Origin of the sequence: Bacillus sp. FSL K6-2431, assembly GCF_038005165.1 — a bacterium.
In the GTDB taxonomy this organism is placed as follows: Bacteria; Bacillota; Bacilli; order Bacillales; family Bacillaceae; genus Bacillus; species Bacillus pumilus.
Genome location: NZ_JBBOSQ010000001.1, coordinates 1,539,615 through 1,557,494, shown reverse-complemented (window position 1 = coordinate 1,557,494; position 17,880 = coordinate 1,539,615). Strand labels below are relative to the sequence as shown.

Here is a 17,880-nt window from a genome sequence, read left to right as displayed (position 1 = left end):
GTTTTTAGTGTGGTATTTTATTTTTCATCATGCTTACAAAAAGATTTATTATAGGAAAAAACACACACATGATATTTTCTAATAAGTTTTGTAAGTTGAAAAGCGTTAATATATTTTAGGGAAAATAACCTATTATACAAATTATTTACATGTTATAATATATTTTGATCAAAAACCAAATTTTAGGGAGGATATTATGAATAAACTTAACAAGGGATTAATTGTTTCAGTATTATCTATTTCTTCATTAGCTTTTCCAGCTTTAACAAACCAAGCATCTGCCCAAGAACCTGCGAATGTACAGCATAATGTACAACCTGCCAATAAAATCGATATGGATTACCACATGCGATTGAATCGAAGTATTACATTGCTAAGCGGCTTTACAAGATGGGAAATCATCCACGGCAGTAATATTATTAGCATTAGTTCTACTGGAGTTGTATCTTCTCATTCTTCAACTGGCGTAGCATTGGTTTATGCCTATGATAAAAACGATAAGCGTCTCATTTATAAGATTACAGTACACCGTTCATAATTTTTGTTTAGAAGGAGTGTTTATTCACTCCTTTTAAACTTTTCTTTAATTTCATCGATTTTTAGAATTTGATCTCAATCCATCTAAAGCCCCGCTTGATAACGCCTTTTACAAGAAACTAGCGTCCATTTTATCCTGAAATGATGGTTTGTTTTTTATCAAGTAAATTTATGATACGTTTTCCTCGTCCACCTCCAGTTTCTAAGGAATGATGAGCTTTGGCAACATCAGATAAAACATAAATGCTATCAACAACTGGTCTGACCTTGTTGGAATCTACATAAGATGCTAATTCTTTTAAAAGTTCATTTTTGGGGTTTGCGCTGAATGTGCGAACTCTACGAGAACCGAAAGTAGTTGAAGCTAATATATATATGAAAGACGAAAAACTAGGAAATCCAATAGTAACCATTCTTCCGTTCTTTGTAAGCAGGCGCCTATAATGTTTGAGGTCAGTTCCAACTGTGTCCATGACTACATCAAACTTTTTAAGATCAGTAGGATACGTCTTTTTATAATCAAGTACTTCGTCTGCACCTAGCTCTTGAAGAAAAGTGAGATGTTTTTCGTTTGCAAGAGCAGTTACATGAGCACCTAACATTTTTCCAATTTGAATCGCAATGCTTCCGACTCCTCCACTTGCACCACGTACAAGTAAATTTTCGCCTCTTCTAAGTTTAGCTTGATATTTTAAGGCAATAATTGCAGTAGCACCTACGCCAGGCAATGCCGCGGCTTGTATGAGATCAATCTTTGTAGGAGTTTTAGATATTTTCTCAGGTGATATAGCTACATATTCAGCGGCACTACCAATTTGGCTCCTGAGATTCATAGGAAGAACCCCCCACACTTTATCACCTAATTGATAACTTTTTACGTTCGATCCTACTTCAACAACCTCTCCAGAAAAATCTGCTCCTGTCCCTTTAGGGAATTGATTACCCGTTAATAGTTTTAACTTACCTGATCGAAACAGTGTATCCATAGAGTTTACACTCGACCCATGTACACGAATGAGTACTTCTCCAGATTCTATAACAGGTTTTGATATAGAATCTTCAAAAAGAACATTCGGTGATCCATATTTAGAATATTGTGCAGCACGCATCTTTTCATTTTTCATTTACTCACTCCATCTCCTTGAAAAAGTATTAACTTGAAGGGTTTTATAATCAATTTTGCTCTCTATTACATGGATGACACGGTTTACATATTTGATTATAATAAATGGAATTGATTTAACAAGTACGCAATATAAACTGCTTAAGGAAGGAAAAACTGACTAAGGGGTGGATAAAATATGACTGAAAGTGAGCTGAATAAAGCGATAGCTCCAGCGAGTTATGCATTAAATATATTAGCGGGAAAATGGAATTTGAAAATCTTAGCTGTACTATGTAGTTACAAGGAGATTCGATATAATGAGTTAAAGCGTAAAGTGTATGGAATTACAGGAACAATGCTCAATCAATCATTAAAGGACCTGATTGAAAATGGAATTGTTCAACGAGTTCAGTATAATGAAGTTCCATCAAGAGTAGAATATTCATTGACTGGGGCAGGACTAGAGCTGATCCCTATATTTGAACAACTTCTTTTATGGGGCGAAAACCAATTAAAAAAATCAAAGTCATAATAAAATCCATCTACGTGAGAAGTTCGTTAGGGAATCATAGCATAGCTTCCTAACAAAGATTTTATTCACTTTAAGCTATGATGAAGAAAAACAACAAAAAAGCTTGAGATTACTAGGAAAGCGCTAGAAAAGGGGATGCAAATACATGTCAATTTACCATAAAGTCATTGGAGAAGGATTTCCAATTGTAATATTACATGGTTGGACACTTGACCATCAAGTGATGTTACATGCATTGGAACCGGTATTTGAAAAACAAAGCGGTTGGAAAAGAATATACATAGACTTACCGGGGATGGGACGTTCCGAGCCGCATCCATCTATTCAGAACTCAGATGATATGTTAGAAGCGGTATTGCGTCTTTTGGACGAGATTATTCCTGATGAACAGTTTATTGTTTGTGGTTATTCGTATGGAGGGTACATAGCTAGAGGTATTGTTCATTCACGCCGGGAAACCGTTCGTGGATTACTGCTTGTGGCCCCAATGACTATACCTGTATTCGATAAAAGAGTCGTGCCAGAGAAGACCGTTCTAAAAAGTGACAGCAGCTTGATATCACAACTCTCTCCAGAGGAGACGGATGAATTTTCCTCCATGGCAGTTGTGCAAGGAAAACCGGAATGGGAGAGGTTTCGAGATGAAATTTACCTTCCTTCTAAACAAACAAATCATGAATTCATCAATAACATTCTTCAAAATGGATATGGCTATACCTTCGACATTTCATCTGAATTTCAGTATCCCACGCTCATTATCACAGGGCGTCAAGACAATGTAGTTGGATATCACGATGCGTGGCGGCTGATCGAAGACTATCCAAGGGCAACCTTTGCAGTGCTTGATATGGCTGGCCACAACTTGCAAATCGAACAACCCGATGTATTTAACTCATTAGTTCATAACTGGTTAATCAGACTTGAGTCAGAAAATGTAAAGAAATAGATTAGGTTTTGTGCAAAATATGTGCAAATCGGAGTCAGGGGTGAATAACCCCGTGGAGGTTCAAGTCCTCTCGGGCATCTCTAAAAAATACCAAGGGTCGTGTACCATTGGTATTTTTTTTGTGTGCTCTTTTATTAGAAAGAGATCACAAGATACATCGATTGTATGCTAGCTGTGAAATCTTAATTACTATCCTCTAAAGAATAGTTGTCAGTCATGATGTGATTGTTGTCCATAAAAGAACTGAATAAGCTCTTTTATTCAGCTTTTAGTTTCCTTTCATATTGTTAAATAAAGGTTATAATGAGATAATTTGATAAAAAGTAATTAAGTCGCTTAAGATCAACCAAAGGAGTTATAACATGATAAAAAGGTTTTCTCTAGTTTTACTTACTCTCATGATGTCTATAGTTGTTTTGCTAGTGGCTGCCAAAAATTCCCCTGGGGATCATGTCATTTCATTTGATCAGCCTCACATCTTAATAATATCAATTGGAATAATGGTATGTTTATTCATTCCTCCTTTAGTGATGTCCTTTTTCAGTCACTTGATTGTGAGAACTATATCTAGTGTATACCAATGTTTTATTGTTCTATCTTTTCTGGGGCTCATTCCAATAGGATTTCTTATTCCGGATTTTTTAACAATTGTTGTTTCTGTTGTAGGAACTTTAGCCAGCGTAGCTAGTCTTATAGTAACTTTAAGAATTGATAGGAATAAAGATGCTAACCTTAACTAAAATAAAAATCAATTTTCTAAGAGTACATTAATGTTTCGTTATTCCTTACTTTTAAATAAAGCTGAAAGATGTCTGAAAAATGGATTGACGTTATAAACTTGTTTATTCCTTTCGGATTGAACACCCTTTTTGCAAAAAAATAGTTTAAAGTCAGAGAAGAACAAAATTGAGTATGATCGTTGATTTTGCTCTTTTAAATCCTAAATTGCAATTATTTCCGAATCATGTTACAATAAGATTAATTATTTTTGTTCGGCGTAAAGGATAGCATGAAGAAAGACTTTTCGTCTTGAGGATACTTTGGGCAAGGATAGTATAATACATTGTGTGATAACGCACTAGGAGGCAACAAACATGGAACAAGGTACAGTAAAATGGTTTAACGCAGAAAAAGGTTTTGGATTTATCGAACGTGAAGAAGGCGACGATGTATTCGTACATTTCTCAGCTATCCAAGGTGACGGATTCAAATCTTTAGACGAAGGTCAAAAAGTAACATTTGACGTAGAGCAAGGTTCTCGTGGAGCTCAAGCTGCTAACGTTCAAAAAACTGCTTAATCTTCATTTTTTTAAAACAGGTTCTCTGTAGAGAGCCTGTTTTTTTGTGCTTTCATTTATTTCTTCAATAAAAAACCCTACTCAGCGTACAAGTAGGGAGATGTTACAAGGTAATCGTAAAAAAATTCATGCTTCAAAGGTTTATCAACAGTATAGCATATTGGATTTACAATATGCGGAATTTGCCTAAATAAATTCTTTTTTCTTTCATTAATTGAAGGGTGGATCAGAGAACCTGAATTCAAAAATGGTGAGGGATGCCCAAAAGACGGCAGAGTTCTTAACAGAAACTTTTGATTTGTTTTTCTGTAATCCCTTTGATGACCTCTAATTCACTTAGCAAAAATTCATGGGCATCATCTAGCATTTTCTTTTCACTTGCATTTAGTGCTTTCTCTTTTTTCATACGCATCAGGTCACGTACAACTTCAGCACCGTCTTGGATGCTACCCGTTTTTATTTTGTTTGTATTAATTGTATGCCGTTCTTTCCATGTCGGTATTTGATCTGATTCGCCATGCTGGAAAATGTCCATCACATTGTTTAATGCCAGTATATCTGTAACAGGTCTAATGCGTGAACCCGATATTTTCCGTGTTGGAATCATCACTTTCATATGACTGATTGACATATTAATCACATAATACTGTTGTTTTTCATCTGAAAATTCTTTTTCTTCTATGGCTTCAATTATACCTGCTCCGTGCATTGGATAAACAATGTTATCACCAATTTGAAACATATCATCCGCCTCCATATCATGTATCTACTTTAAGGGTACCACACTTAGAGATAAAATAATCAAATTTTTAATAATAACATGTTTATTTATTTTTTGTCAATAAATTTAGTTCTAAAAAAAAAGAGATGATTTCATGAAAATGTTGGATGATTTTTGAACATATCCTCTAAAATCTCACTACAAGAAAAACAGGATATCCACCATTAAAAAAGACCAGCTATTGAGCTGGTCTTTCCAGATAGAATCCGATCATAATGTCGAAATATCAATGACAAACCGATAACGCACATCACTTTTCAGCACACGTTCATACGCTTCATCAACTTGACTTGCGTTAATCACTTCAATTTGTGGTGCGATCTTGTGAGCAGCTGCGAAATCGAGCATTTCTTGTGTTTCTTGGATGCCGCCAACGAGTGAACCAGCAATGCTACGGCGGCCGGAAATTAATGAAAAGACATGGAATTGATCTGGATTAGGCGGTGCACCGACATTCACTAAGGTTCCATCCACGCGAAGTAAGGATAAATAGGCGTCTACATTGATATTGGCAGAGACTGTATTGAGAATGAGGTCATATTGACCGGCTAATGTTTTAAATGTATCAGGATCACTTGTGGCAAAATAGTCTTTTGCACCAAATGACAGTGCCTCTTCTTTTTTATTCATAGAGCGGCTCAATACCGTGACTTCAGCGCCAAGTGCACGTGCGAATTGAATGGCCACATGACCGAGTCCACCCATCCCGACGATGGCCACTTTTTTACCCGGGCCTGCCTTCCAGTGCTTTAACGGAGAATAAGTGGTAATGCCAGCGCAGAGAAGAGGACTTGCGGCATCAAGGGATAATTGATCTGGAATGCTGACGACAAAGCGCTCTGTCACGACAATCTTCTGACTATAGCCGCCATAAGTTGGTTCTCCGTCATAATCAATGCTACTATAGGTTTGGACGACTCCTTTCGTGCAATATTGCTCGTCTCCGTTTTGGCAATATTCACAGGTGCCGCAGGAATCAACAAAGCAGCCAACGCCTACACGGTCTCCAATCTGAAATTTCGTCACAGCATCACCGACAGCCGCAACAACTCCAGTAATCTCATGACCCGGAACCATTGGGAAAATACCGCCGCCCCATTCATCAAAGGCGCTGTGGATATCTGAATGACAGATCCCGCTAAATTGAATATCAATTAAAATATCATGTGGACGAAGCGCTCTTCGTTCAATGGTTGTCCGTTCAAAATTCGCTTTTGCATGTGAAACACTTAAAACGTTTGATTGGTGCGTCTGACACATTCTGGATCATCCTTTCAAAAGTAAGATTCTGTTCTACTTCTATACTGTACGTCTTAAAGTAAACTCTAAGTCAATAGAGAACCCTCTTCAGGCTTTTCAACATCCTTAAATAAAGAATTGAGCCAAAAGGATCTTGCGTTCTCTATCAAATTGGAGATGATAAAAATAAGGAATTTCATTTTTCATAAGGTGAGAGAAGAAGAGAAGGGTGAAAACAATGAAAATAGCACAAGCCGCCAAGCAGCTTGATTTATCTACTGCTACGCTCAGATACTACGAGAATATTGGGTTAATTCGACCGATCCGTCGTGATGAAAACGGTGTTCGTGATTATGCAGAAGAGGATATTCAGTGGATTGAATTTATCAAATGTATGAGAAAGGCGGGTCTCTCAATTGATGCACTTCGAGAATATACGGCTTTATTTATCGAGGGCGAGGATTATACCCTGTCCTCGCGGAAAAGTATTTTGGTCAATGAGAGAGAAAGACTTGTAGAAAAGCAAAAGGAAATCGAAGAGACGATTAAGCGGTTAGATTACAAGATAGAAAGTTATGAAGATATTATCCACAGTTATGAACAAAAGCTCGTTCATCAACTAAAAACCAATTCCATTTGAATGAAGAAAAACCTGTGACAAGTCACAGGTTTTGTAATGTGGTTATCTTTTTGTGTAACGCACCCAGTTATAATGCGCATGGAGTGGTGTAACACCGTTATAGGAGCCGAGCCATTCATCGACACCTGCACCATTCCACAGGTTCATCATAATTTTTCCTGGGGTTTGAGGGATTTGAGTAGTGGCAGTATGTTTTAATTGTCCGTCTACATACCATTTAATCGAGTTAGGCTGCCAGTCAAATGCATACGTGTGATAAGAGTTTGCTGCATCAAAACCAAGGTTGACGATCTTTTCATGATTCCCTACACCATTGGTATAGTAGTTAAACTGAACCTTTGTCGTATCTTTTCCTAGAAATTCGATGTCAATTTCATCCCAAGGCGTACCATCAGTCGGTCCTGTATAAGTAAAGAACGAAGACACGATCCCAACATTTTTGGCTGGTTTCATGCTGACTTCATAAAGCCCGTAGCCATATGTTTGAGTGGAACGATTTTCTCCGCAGTCAAACTTATTATAGGAAGGACTTGTAAGCGATAACCGCATTTCCCCTAACGACGTCATGGAGACATTGTTTGCACGCCACGTACAGTTAAACATGTTTCCATTCGAGTACCCATCTGCTTTTTGCCATAACCCCGTATTATAGTTGTTAAAAGGCTCATAAAACGACCCGCCTGTTTGGGCCGAGGCACCCGCAGTAAATGTGGACAAACTCAAGACGATTCCAGTGACAAGCAGCATCAACATTCGTTTCACACGGTAAGACATGTAGGCATTCCCCTCTCTTGTTTTGAAAGCGTTTTCTTAATTGATCATACATGATTCTCTCGAAATGGAAAATCGGTCTAATATATGATATTAAAGAGGATTTTTTGCTAGATTTTTCTCTTGTTTCATAGGAAGTTACGAAAAAGATGATCTTTTTCAGGCGATTTACTAAAGAATGATTGACAAAGCGGACAGTTGTCCGTAAGATAATACCGGTACAATTGTCCTAATGAAAATCAAAAAGTTTTGATTGAACACATAGAGAGAAGTGCACTATGGATGAAGGTAAAGAAGGTGAAGCATCATGGAAAAGGATATTGGGAAGGAAATTGAAGAAGTCGCTTTTACTTTGTTTCAGGAATTTGGCGTGGAAAATGTCAGCATGCATAAAATTGCCAAAACAGCTGGTGTTGGGCAGGGTACTCTTTATCGCCGTTATGCCAATAAAAGTGATTTATGCCTTTCGATCCTTGGAGAAAGATTTGAACAGCTGATCCCTGCTTTGCATCTTTACTTGAGCAAAATCAGTGACCAGCCGGTTCGTGAACGTTTGCGTTATGTGCTCGAAGAAATTCATCTCATTGTCGGTCATCATTTAGACTGGATTCGGATGCTTACGATATCTGGGAATTTAGAGCAGACAAGCAAAGTGTATGACTGTCATTACAGTCAATCGCTTAGGCAAATGATTCGTGATTTGCTAGAAGAAGCAGATGAAAAAGGGGAAGCGAACATACAGGATATTGAACTGACGACACTTTGTATGTCCTCTCCGATGACGCCTGAACTGATGTTTTATATTCATGAATCTGGTTATTCAATCGAAAAAATCGCTCAATTCGCTGCAGAAAAACAGATTTTATCTGTTTTCAATAGACATTGAAGTGGCTCATTTCTGACCGTCCTTACTTCCTATGATTGATTTAAATTGAAAAAGAAAAGGAGCCAATCTACTATGAACAAACAGCAAGCAGCAGCTTCTCATATTCGAACGCTGCCCATTATTATCTCATTTATCACAGCCGGTTTTATTGGCCTGTTCAGTGAAACGGCACTAAATATGGCGCTGAGAAGCTTAACGTTAGACTTTGGAATTGAAGCGACGACAGCTCAGTGGCTGACAACAGGATATTTATTAACACTTGGTATTCTCGTACCAATTTCAGGACTCATTCTTCAATGGTTTACAACAAGACAGCTTTTCATGACATCGCTCGTCTTTTCGATCATTGGAACTTTTATCGCAGCAGTTGCGCCAGTCTTTAGTATTTTAATGGTGGCACGTGTCGTACAGGCAGTCGGAACAGCATTGCTTCTTCCATTGATGTTCAATACGATTTTGGTAATCATCCCGCCTCATAAACGAGGTAGATCTATGGGGATTATAGGTCTTGTGATCATGTTTGCACCAGCTGTTGGTCCAACAGTCTCTGGCCTTATTTTGAAATCGCTGACTTGGCATTGGATTTTCTGGATTTCACTTCCGCTATTAATAGCTGCACTCGTCTTTGGTTTTATCTTCATGCAAAATATTACTGAGCCAACAAGACCAAAAATCGATATCTTATCGATTGTGCTTTCAACCATTGGTTTCGGAGGAATTGTGTATGGCTTTAGTAGCGCCGGTGAAGGCGGCGGCTGGAGCAGTATGCATGTGATCGTGGCAATTGTAGTAGGTGTCATTGGGATTCTTGTATTCTCTCTCAGACAGTTGAATATGAAGGAACCGATGCTGAACTTAAGCCCGTTTAAATATCCGATGTTTGTCATTGGGTTACTGCTGATCTTAGTGTGTATGATGGTGATGCTGTCTGCTATGATGATTTTGCCATTGTATTTGCAAACATCCTTGGCACTAACGACCTTTACAGCAGGTTTAATGCTATTGCCAGGTGGAATTATCAACGGTCTGCTATCTCCAATCATGGGTGGTTTATTTGATAAGTTTGGACCGAAATGGCTTGTGATTCCAGGGCTTGCGATCGTCGCAGCGACGATGTTAGGTTTCACCAATCTAAGTGTGAATACATCAATTGGATACATTGTGACTCTTCATATTACATTAATGGTCGGCATCGCGATGATCATGATGCCTGCACAAACAAATGGATTAAATCAGCTGCCGCCAGAGCTATATCCGCATGGTACAGCGATTATGAATACATTGCAGCAGGTGTCAGGAGCCATTGGTACTGCGGTCGGTATTTCAATCCTTTCATCAGGAACCCGCAGCTTTATGGAAAATGTGGCTGATCCTGCAAATCCGATGAACAAGCTGCTCGCCTTTACAAATGGCGTCCAGCATGCATTTATCTTTGCTGTGATCATGACAGTCATTGGTTTGATCATCGCTTTCTTCATTAAACGAGTGAAGGTAGAACAGCAAGTTTCATAAAACAGATGAAAAGCACTGAGGACTTAGCGCCGCAGTGCTTTTTTTATTTTCTCAATGCTTGTTTCAAAGAGGGCGAAAATGGGGAGATAGATAAAAAGTGAACCAATGTGAATGTGCTGCTGATTCAGTAGAAGGAAAAGAGGAAAAAGAAACGAATGAGTTAAGAAGAAATAAATAAGACAGGAGACTGAGATCATGAACTTAGAAGAACAAATCAAAATCGCTGAGTCATTACGTCAACCATCTGAAGGTTCATTACCGAGTCAATCGGAACTAAAACCAGTCCATCCACCTGAAGTGAACAAAATGGAATATGACATTCCAACAAGTGCTGGCGAAACAAAGGTATGGGTATTTAAGCCGGTCAACACATCAAAGCAGTCGCTTCCTGTTTTTGTGAATTTACATGGCGGAGGATTTATTTTAGGCAGTGCTGAAATGGATAACCACTGGTGTCCGGTCATTGCAGACCGAGCCCAATGTATCGTCGTCAATGTCGAGTATCAGCTTGCTCCAGAGCACCCTTTCCCAGCCGCTCTTCATGAATGCTACGATGTGCTGAAGTGGCTGTATGAACACCCTGAGGAGCTTCAAATAGATCCTAATAGAGTAGCCATTGGCGGACATAGCGCAGGAGGAAACTTGGCAACGGCTGCTTGTCTCTTAAATATTCAAAAAGGGAACCAACTCCCGATTGTCTATCAAGTGCTTGATTATCCGCCACTTGATTTAGCCACTGATCCAGCACAAAAGCCAGCGTTTGAAGAAGCGATCCCAGTTGAAATGGCGAGGCTCTTTAATGCCTTCTATCTGCAAGGCCAAGATCCGCGCAATCCGCTCGTTTCTCCAATCTTTGCCGATCGTTCATCCTTGGCACAAATGCCACCAGCTCTCGTTATCACAGCTGAAAGAGATTCGCTAGCTCAAGAAGCCGAACAATATGCTGAGAAGTTAAAAGAAGCAGGGATAGACGTCACGTACAGACAGTTTAAAGGAGTTCCCCACGCCTTCACACATGCCGGAGATTTAGAAATAGCTGAAGAGGCTTGGCATCTCATGAGTGATCAATTGAAGAAGGCGTTTGAATAAGAAAGAAGCATTGATAGAAAAGCACAGAACCCAGCGGGTCTGTGCTTTATTGTTGTGAAGTGAATGAAAAAGATCAGATATGTGCCTTCATTGTCGATATAATAGAAAGATAGAAGACGACTTAAAAAGGAGCGAATCTAATGGAAAAAGAGAATCTACAGGCATTTTGCCTTTCTTTAAAAGGAGTCACCCATGATTATCAGCCAGAATGGCAGGCAGATCGATATCATATTGGTGGAAAGATGTTTGCTATGATGGGCGGGGATGCGAATCGAAAGCCTGTGATCACTTTAAAATGTGACCCTCAACGTGCTGAAGAACTAAGAGAGATGCATGAGGGGATTATTCCTGGCTATTATATGAATAAGACTCATTGGAATTCCATCTACCTTGATGCAGACATTCCAGCTTCATTTGTAGAGGAGTTAATCGAACATTCCTACCAATTGGTTTTTCACAAATTAACAAAAAAATCTCAACATGACATCCTCCAACATGATGAATGAAGATAGACAAGCTAATCACCCCTGTGATTCTCTTCAAAATTGACTAGAGCGAAGTGCTGTCGTTATAATTTAACTAGTTAGAAGACGTTCATAGGGGGATATAAAATGAGCTATACAGTCATTACAGGAGCAAGTTCAGGTATTGGATATGAGGCGGCACTGGCCTTTGCAGCACGAGGCAAAAATCTTATTTTAGCTGCACGCCGGTTCGAGAAACTCCAAGAACTGAAGAAAGAGGTTCTTGATCAATATCCCGATATCGAAGTAAATATACAGTCTGTCGATTTAACCGACATGGAGCAAGTGTATTCATTTTATGAATCATTGGCTGAATATGAGCTCGACACCTTCATTAATAATGCAGGATTCGGCCATTTCGGCTCGATAGGAGAACAGGATGTAAGTAAAATTGGAGATATGCTTCATCTGAATATCGAAGCCTTAACGATTTTATCCACTTTATTTGTTCGTGATTATGAGCAAGTAGAAGGGGCTCAGCTGATCAACATTTCTTCAAGAGCGGGCTATACAGTCGTCGGCAATGCCGTCACCTATTCGGCCACAAAGTTTTACGTGAGTGCCTTTACAGAAGGACTGGCACTAGAGTTGAAAGAAAAGGGAGCTAAGTTACAGGCAAAAATATTAGCACCTTCTGCAACAGAATCGGAATTTGCAAAGCGTTCATTAGATGTAGATCAATTCGAATATGAAGGCAATATCAAGAAATATCATACATCAAAAGAAATGGCAGCTTGTCTGCTCGAGCTGTATGATCATGAGAAAACAGTCGGTATTGTTGACGGCAAGACATTTGATTTTGAATTGAAAGATCCGATTTTTTCACATGCTGGTCCAAGTATGAAATAGAAATGATACATCACTGAGGGAAGATGTCCTCGGTGATTTTTTTATGGCATGATTGACTGTGTGGTAACCACATGGTTTAGACTATGTACACAAGGAGGGAATCTAGTGACGTATGTAACAAGTGGAGAAGTATGTAAGCTATTAAACATCACAAAGTATACGCTTCGTCATTATATAGAACAGGATCTCGTCCGCCCTGCGAAGGTCGCTCAAAATGGATACCAATTATTTGATGAAAAAGAAATTTACACCCTTTATCAAATCCTCTTCTTAAAAAAGGCGGGGTTTTCTTTAAAAGATATCAGCGAGAGCTTTTCGAAAGAACCCGGTATGACTCTGTCCTATCGAGGTATGCTGGATCAGGTCGAGAAGCAATTACAGGAATTGAGCGAAGTGAAACAGCGTCTGGAGCATATGCTGTCGATTCAAAACAGCCTTCAGCTTAATCAAACAACGACTCAAGATCGGCCAATTCGTTATTTAAAACAGATCCCAGATCATCTTCTAAAGACTGAAACAGAGCTCGACTTTAAACAAATCGTTCACCAAAAAGAGCTGGATCTGTCTCTTTTTGAGGAGAGATATTATGTGATCAATCTGCAAGATGACTCAACCATTTCTTATTATGTATCAAATGAACAGGATTACGATGTGAGACTGGATGCTGGTTCTTACGCGGTCAAAAGTTTTTTAGCCGGGGATGAAAAGAAAGTCATTGAAGAAATTGAGGCTTTTCTACACGAAGCTCCGTTTGACCAGCCTTCTTATATGATCTTATATGAGAATGTACCGGTCTCTGTCACGTACCAAGATTCCATGGTGTACACAGTTGAACAGAGAGCGGGGAATAGAAATTGAAAAAAAGGATTTGGCTGATCATCGCTGCAGCGGCATTCATTTGTATCACAGCATTTGTATTTTATGAAAACAGCTTTGCTATGAATGAAAAGGAAGTCGTCATGGAGACTGCGGATGGGACATTATCAGGTATCGTCACAACACCTAAGAAGGAGTCAATAAAAGGAATTGTCCTTTTTGTACACGGAGATGGTCCACAAAATGCCACATATGACGGAGGATACAGACCTTTAATGGAACGCTTTGCAAAGCAAGGCTATGCGTCTATATCATGGGATAAGCCCGGGGTGGGTCAATCAGAAGGAAACTGGCTGCATCAATCCATGGATGATCGTGCAAAGGAAGTAGAGAATGTGATCAAATGGGCGAAGAAAGAGCCTAATCTTCAATCAAAACAAATCATCTTATGGGGAGCAAGCCAAGCGGGCTGGGTGATCCCAAAAGTAATGACAGATCGAACCGATATCACAGCCTCCATCCTTGTCGGGCCTGCTGTCAATTGGATGAGACAGGGAAGGTACAATACACTTCAAACATTAAAAGAAGCGGATGCATCTCAAGAACAAATTCAAAAAACACTCAAAAAAGAAGATGAGCAAAACAAATTATTAGAAGAAGGCGCGGCATTTCGCACATATCAAAAGAAAACGGACGATCAAGAGATGACAAAAGATCGATTTGAATTCATACAAAAGAACATGAAAGCCGATGCCACTTCAGATATCAAGCGCATCCAATCACCGATCTATTTGGTTTTGGCACAAAATGACCGAAACGTAGATTCCGCAGAAACAAAAAGGATCTACGAGAAAGAAGTAGCACCTCAATGGTTGCATATTCAAACAATAAGAGACGTAGAGCATTCAATGCTGAATCCGCTCATTCATCATTCCAATGCCCTGATCACATTAGCAGCGATCGCCGCACCGAAAGACTTCCTGCTTAGCCAAGCGTACTTGGATCATTGTGAGCATATACTCGAGCAGCTAAAAACACCTTCACATTAGGTGTTTTTTTCATGCGTTCTTTGATAAAGCAAAGAATCAAAGATCCAGTAGATGAGACTGCTCATGATAATGATAGGTATAGATACTGAACTCCCAATACCATCGATCACAAAAAGCATGACAACCATTGCGATCAGTAAATAAGCAGCAAGATAAAGTGGATGGAAAGCCTTTGGCTGCAAAGAAAACAACAACTGCAAAGGAACCGCAAAGACGAAATAACAAACAAAAAAGATGGGAACGTAAAATACCATGAACGCAGGCTCTCCCTGAATCGGTGGATAGAAGCATACGAACAGACTGAGTAAAATCGAACTAAGGAATAGTGTTATTAGGATTTTGTGAAATGATTGAAGCTTTTGCAATATGTATACTCCTTTTTTGTAAAATTTACTATATTTTATCATAAATTGATGATCTAGCATCGTTTACTGTTAATAATTGAACAACCTCAATATTACCTTTTTTTTAAAAAAATTTAGGTATTTAGATGTAAAGAAATGATTGTGATAATGACCTTTTTGCCTTTATTTGGTTCTGTATCTTTCGCCTCATGCTGATGAATGAAGGAATGTTATAAAGTAAACCCTATAGAAAGAGATCTAGCTTTGAATCCATCATATTTAAGAAAAGAGATGATCGAATGAACGTAACAAAATGGTTAGGTGCTGTCCTTCTTTCAGTTTTATTAATGTCGACAGCAGCTTGTGCCAATACAAGTACCCAAGAGAAAAATCAAAGCGAAAACGAAACCGCATCTAAGGAATCAAAGGACAAAACGACAGCCGTAGAAACAGGGAATAAGTCCTTGTCTAATATTAAGGTATTAGCGACAGGCGGGACGATTGCTGGCAGTTCAGACAGTGATACAGATACGACAGGATATAAATCTGGTTCACTTGGCATCGATAAAGTCATTGCTTCAGTTCCTCAGCTCAAGGATATTGCAAACGTAACAGGTGAGCAGGTGGCGAACGTAGGTAGTGAAAATGTGGATGATGCTCTTCTTTTAAAATTAGCTAAACGAGTGAATAAACTCTTAAACGATGATCAAGTCGATGGGATTGTCATCACACATGGAACAGATACACTAGAAGAGACCGCTTACTTTTTACATTTGGTTGTCAAAAGTGATAAACCAGTTGTAGTCGTTGGCTCAATGCGTCCAGCATCTGCTATCAGTGCGGATGGCCCGCTAAACTTGTATCATGCTGTCAAAATTGCCTCTACAAAAGAAGCAAAGGGCAAAGGGGTCATGGTCACATTAAATGACCGAATTGCATCAGCTCGTTTTATTACAAAGACAAACACGACGACAACCGATTCCTTCAAGTCTCTTGAGCAAGGCTATATTGGAGAAATTGCTGGTGAAGTGGTTTCCTTTTATAACGAACCAACAAGAAAACATACGTCTGAAAGTGAATTTGATGTATCAAAAATAAAAGAATTACCACAAGTCGATATTTTATACGGCTATCAAAATGATCAAAAATACATGTATGATGCAGCAGTAAAATCGGGGGCGAAAGGGATAGTCGTTGCCGCAGCAGGCAATGGAACGATGTCAACAGAAGCCATCAAAGGGGCAACAGATGCCGTAAAGAAAGATGTAGTCGTCGTGAGGTCAAGCCGTGCAGGAAATGGGATTGTGACCCATGAAAAAATGGATGATGAACATCACTTTGTCTCATCAGATTCATTGAATCCACAAAAAGCTCGCATTCTGCTTATGCTCGCTCTAACGAAGACAAAAGATCCAAGTAAAGTGCAGACATATTATGAAAAATATTAATGAAGAAAGGGACCCGAAGCTTCGGGTCTTTTTTATGCGTGCTCCTGATGATGCTCTTTTGCACGTGTTTTTAAAGAGAGTAAAATATCTCGCCAAATATCGTCTACATCTGTAAGAAAATGTCCCGCTTCATCGATATAATAGGTTTTGACGTTTGGAATGCTAGGCGCCATTTTTTCTATTTCGGCAAAAGGAGCCATCGCATCTTCTTTTCCATGCCATACATCAACAGGGATTTGTATATCCTTCATATCAAATGCCCACGGACGCGAGAGCAAATCTGGTTCATGAATACATTCATCCACCGATTGACGAGTGGCTTCGTGTAAATGTGTCATCATCATCTCTAATTGCTCTTCGGTTTGAAGAAATTGACGGTCCCATGGATGTAAATGCTTGTTCCCGTTTTTGGCCAGCTTCTTAAATTTCTCTGGTTTGTTCTCAATCATTTTTTTCTGAGAACGGTAGCTTGCTTTCAATAGCCAAGGGAACTTCTTACTGAGGAAAAAAGCCAATTTGTTTTCTTTGAGCATACTTTTAGGCGGTTTTCCGTCCTGAAATGGCGTTGTACTTGAAATCAGAGCGGCTGAAAGGACTCGGTTCGGCAATTGATAAGCACAGCCAGCAGCGAATGCGCCCCCTCCAGATACACCCATCACTGAAAAATGGTGAACGCCAAGATGATCTGCGACTTCCAACACATCTTTTGCCCAATCTAAAATCGTACGTTCAGGTTGAGGGGTAGATAAACCAAATCCTGGTCTGTCTAAACAGATGAGACGAACACCGAGCTCTTTAGAAATGGGGTCATCATCTAAAAACATCACTCTTGATCCAGGAGTTCCATGAAAAAAGAATACTGGAAACCCTTCAAGATCCCCGTATTCACACAAACCAATATGACGTCCATCTTGTAAATGAATACTATCCATACTTTCATCCCCTTAATAGTTTATCTAACTTAAATGTCGGAGAAAGAAACACCGGATTAAGGCGTTTCTTTCGCAATCTGATAGATTTTTTCGTATAGAGACAATAATGTTTTTAAATCTTCTTTTGGAAGCTTTGCATAGTATTTTTGAATGAGGTGCAATTGAATTTCTTCTGTATTCTTGTGAAAGTCATGACCCTTTTCAGCAAAATCAACAATGATTTCCCGCCGGTTATGTGGATTAATTTCTCGTTTGACATAGCCAAGTTGTTCAAGCTTTGATACAAGCTGGCTGGCGGCACTTGCCGAAATGGAAAAGTAATCAGCTAGTTCGTTGATTGTTCTTGTTTTTGTCCGTAATAATTCAAGTGTCAGCTCTTGTTTGGCTGATAAATCTGCATATTCATGTTTTAAAAATCGTTGATACTCTTCTACGTAGATGGAGCCTAGTGCATTCGAGTATTCAATGATTTTTTTACTGTAATGAATGATTTCTGCATCCAATGACATCACCTCTACTCCATTATAGGCAATGTTTATAGTTAAGTGAAGTTAAATATTAAGGGAATTTAAATGAGGAGAT

Annotated in this window: 21 protein-coding genes; 14 read left to right on the top strand and 7 right to left on the bottom strand. The window is 39.1% G+C overall.

Features of this window, described 5'->3' with window-relative positions; translation table 11 throughout:
• The first annotated feature begins 196 nt into the window (after window positions 1-196).
• Window positions 197-538, top strand: coding sequence for a hypothetical protein (locus MHH40_RS07785; protein ID WP_050945593.1), 342 nt, complete (start codon window positions 197-199; stop codon window positions 536-538).
• Window positions 539-668: 130 nt separating this feature from the next.
• Here the strand turns inward: MHH40_RS07785 and MHH40_RS07780 are convergent, their stop codons facing one another.
• Window positions 669-1,661 (bottom strand): NAD(P)-dependent alcohol dehydrogenase, encoded by a 993-nt coding sequence (locus MHH40_RS07780; RefSeq protein ID WP_050945598.1) that lies wholly within the window; start codon window positions 1,659-1,661, stop codon window positions 669-671.
• A 177-nt stretch (window positions 1,662-1,838) separates the two neighbouring features.
• Here MHH40_RS07780 and MHH40_RS07775 point away from each other — a divergent pair, with 177 nt between their 5' ends.
• The 4 genes from MHH40_RS07775 (at window position 1,839) to MHH40_RS07760 (ending at window position 4,418) form a co-directional block, all read left to right on the top strand.
• Complete coding sequence (locus tag MHH40_RS07775; RefSeq protein WP_034620215.1) at window positions 1,839-2,174, top strand: winged helix-turn-helix transcriptional regulator; 336 nt, start codon at window positions 1,839-1,841, stop codon at window positions 2,172-2,174.
• 145 nt (window positions 2,175-2,319) lie between these two features.
• Entirely contained in the window at window positions 2,320-3,120 is an 801-nt protein-coding gene (locus tag MHH40_RS07770; protein ID WP_050945601.1) for an alpha/beta fold hydrolase, read from the top strand.
• A 362-nt stretch (window positions 3,121-3,482) separates the two neighbouring features.
• Entirely contained in the window at window positions 3,483-3,860 is a 378-nt protein-coding gene (locus MHH40_RS07765; RefSeq protein WP_050945610.1) for a hypothetical protein, read from the top strand.
• Between the two features lie 354 nt (window positions 3,861-4,214).
• The gene (locus MHH40_RS07760) at window positions 4,215-4,418 is read left to right on the top strand and encodes a cold-shock protein (protein ID WP_003214229.1); all 204 of its coding nucleotides are present in this window, start codon (window positions 4,215-4,217) and stop codon (window positions 4,416-4,418) included.
• 280 nt (window positions 4,419-4,698) lie between these two features.
• Here MHH40_RS07760 and MHH40_RS07755 read toward each other — a convergent pair whose 3' ends face one another.
• Entirely contained in the window at window positions 4,699-5,160 is a 462-nt protein-coding gene (locus MHH40_RS07755) for a CarD family transcriptional regulator (RefSeq protein WP_003214090.1), read from the bottom strand.
• A gap of 249 nt (window positions 5,161-5,409) precedes the next feature.
• Window positions 5,410-6,459 (bottom strand): NAD(P)-dependent alcohol dehydrogenase, encoded by a 1,050-nt coding sequence (locus MHH40_RS07750; RefSeq protein WP_050945614.1) that lies wholly within the window; start codon window positions 6,457-6,459, stop codon window positions 5,410-5,412.
• Window positions 6,460-6,676: 217 nt separating this feature from the next.
• On the opposite strand from MHH40_RS07750, the gene MHH40_RS07745 reads away from it, so the two are divergent.
• On the top strand, window positions 6,677-7,078 hold the full coding sequence (locus MHH40_RS07745) for a MerR family transcriptional regulator (RefSeq protein ID WP_050945617.1): 402 nt from the start codon (window positions 6,677-6,679) through the stop codon (window positions 7,076-7,078).
• 42 nt (window positions 7,079-7,120) lie between these two features.
• Here the strand turns inward: MHH40_RS07745 and bglS are convergent, their stop codons facing one another.
• Window positions 7,121-7,852: a beta-glucanase gene (gene bglS / locus MHH40_RS07740; protein ID WP_003214284.1), complete on the bottom strand. Its 732-nt coding sequence runs from the start codon at window positions 7,850-7,852 to the stop codon at window positions 7,121-7,123.
• Window positions 7,853-8,156: 304 nt separating this feature from the next.
• Here bglS and MHH40_RS07735 point away from each other — a divergent pair, with 304 nt between their 5' ends.
• The 7 genes from MHH40_RS07735 (at window position 8,157) to MHH40_RS07705 (ending at window position 14,574) form a co-directional block, all read left to right on the top strand.
• Window positions 8,157-8,735, top strand: a complete 579-nt coding sequence (locus MHH40_RS07735) for a TetR/AcrR family transcriptional regulator (protein ID WP_050945624.1) — start codon at window positions 8,157-8,159, stop codon at window positions 8,733-8,735.
• A 72-nt stretch (window positions 8,736-8,807) separates the two neighbouring features.
• Window positions 8,808-10,247 carry a DHA2 family efflux MFS transporter permease subunit gene (locus MHH40_RS07730; RefSeq protein ID WP_050945631.1) on the top strand — a complete coding sequence of 480 codons (1,440 nt, stop codon included), beginning with the start codon at window positions 8,808-8,810 and terminating at the stop codon, window positions 10,245-10,247.
• A 195-nt stretch (window positions 10,248-10,442) separates the two neighbouring features.
• A complete protein-coding gene (locus MHH40_RS07725) occupies window positions 10,443-11,336 on the top strand; it encodes an alpha/beta hydrolase (protein WP_284907724.1) in 894 nt (297 codons plus the stop codon).
• 140 nt (window positions 11,337-11,476) lie between these two features.
• The gene (locus tag MHH40_RS07720) at window positions 11,477-11,842 is read left to right on the top strand and encodes an MmcQ/YjbR family DNA-binding protein (protein WP_003213869.1); all 366 of its coding nucleotides are present in this window, start codon (window positions 11,477-11,479) and stop codon (window positions 11,840-11,842) included.
• Between the two features lie 105 nt (window positions 11,843-11,947).
• The gene (locus MHH40_RS07715) at window positions 11,948-12,709 is read left to right on the top strand and encodes an SDR family NAD(P)-dependent oxidoreductase (protein WP_309217925.1); all 762 of its coding nucleotides are present in this window, start codon (window positions 11,948-11,950) and stop codon (window positions 12,707-12,709) included.
• 105 nt (window positions 12,710-12,814) lie between these two features.
• Window positions 12,815-13,567, top strand: coding sequence for a helix-turn-helix domain-containing protein (locus MHH40_RS07710; protein ID WP_170966038.1), 753 nt, complete (start codon window positions 12,815-12,817; stop codon window positions 13,565-13,567).
• A complete protein-coding gene (locus MHH40_RS07705) occupies window positions 13,564-14,574 on the top strand; it encodes an alpha/beta hydrolase family protein (protein WP_340900885.1) in 1,011 nt (336 codons plus the stop codon). Before MHH40_RS07710 ends, MHH40_RS07705 begins: the two co-directional genes overlap by 4 nt.
• Here the strand turns inward: MHH40_RS07705 and MHH40_RS18880 are convergent.
• The gene (locus MHH40_RS18880) at window positions 14,571-14,828 is read right to left on the bottom strand and encodes a UPF0715 family protein (protein WP_374726261.1); all 258 of its coding nucleotides are present in this window, start codon (window positions 14,826-14,828) and stop codon (window positions 14,571-14,573) included. The genes MHH40_RS07705 and MHH40_RS18880 overlap by 4 nt on opposite strands.
• A 389-nt stretch (window positions 14,829-15,217) precedes the next feature.
• On the opposite strand from MHH40_RS18880, the gene MHH40_RS07695 reads away from it, so the two are divergent.
• The gene (locus MHH40_RS07695) at window positions 15,218-16,366 is read left to right on the top strand and encodes a type II asparaginase (protein ID WP_268459887.1); all 1,149 of its coding nucleotides are present in this window, start codon (window positions 15,218-15,220) and stop codon (window positions 16,364-16,366) included.
• A 32-nt stretch (window positions 16,367-16,398) separates the two neighbouring features.
• Here the strand turns inward: MHH40_RS07695 and MHH40_RS07690 are convergent, their stop codons facing one another.
• Window positions 16,399-17,298, bottom strand: a complete 900-nt coding sequence (locus tag MHH40_RS07690; RefSeq protein WP_340900884.1) for an alpha/beta fold hydrolase — start codon at window positions 17,296-17,298, stop codon at window positions 16,399-16,401.
• A gap of 56 nt (window positions 17,299-17,354) precedes the next feature.
• Window positions 17,355-17,807, bottom strand: a complete 453-nt coding sequence (locus tag MHH40_RS07685) for a MarR family winged helix-turn-helix transcriptional regulator (protein WP_050945644.1) — start codon at window positions 17,805-17,807, stop codon at window positions 17,355-17,357.
• Window positions 17,808-17,880: the final 73 nt, after the last annotated feature.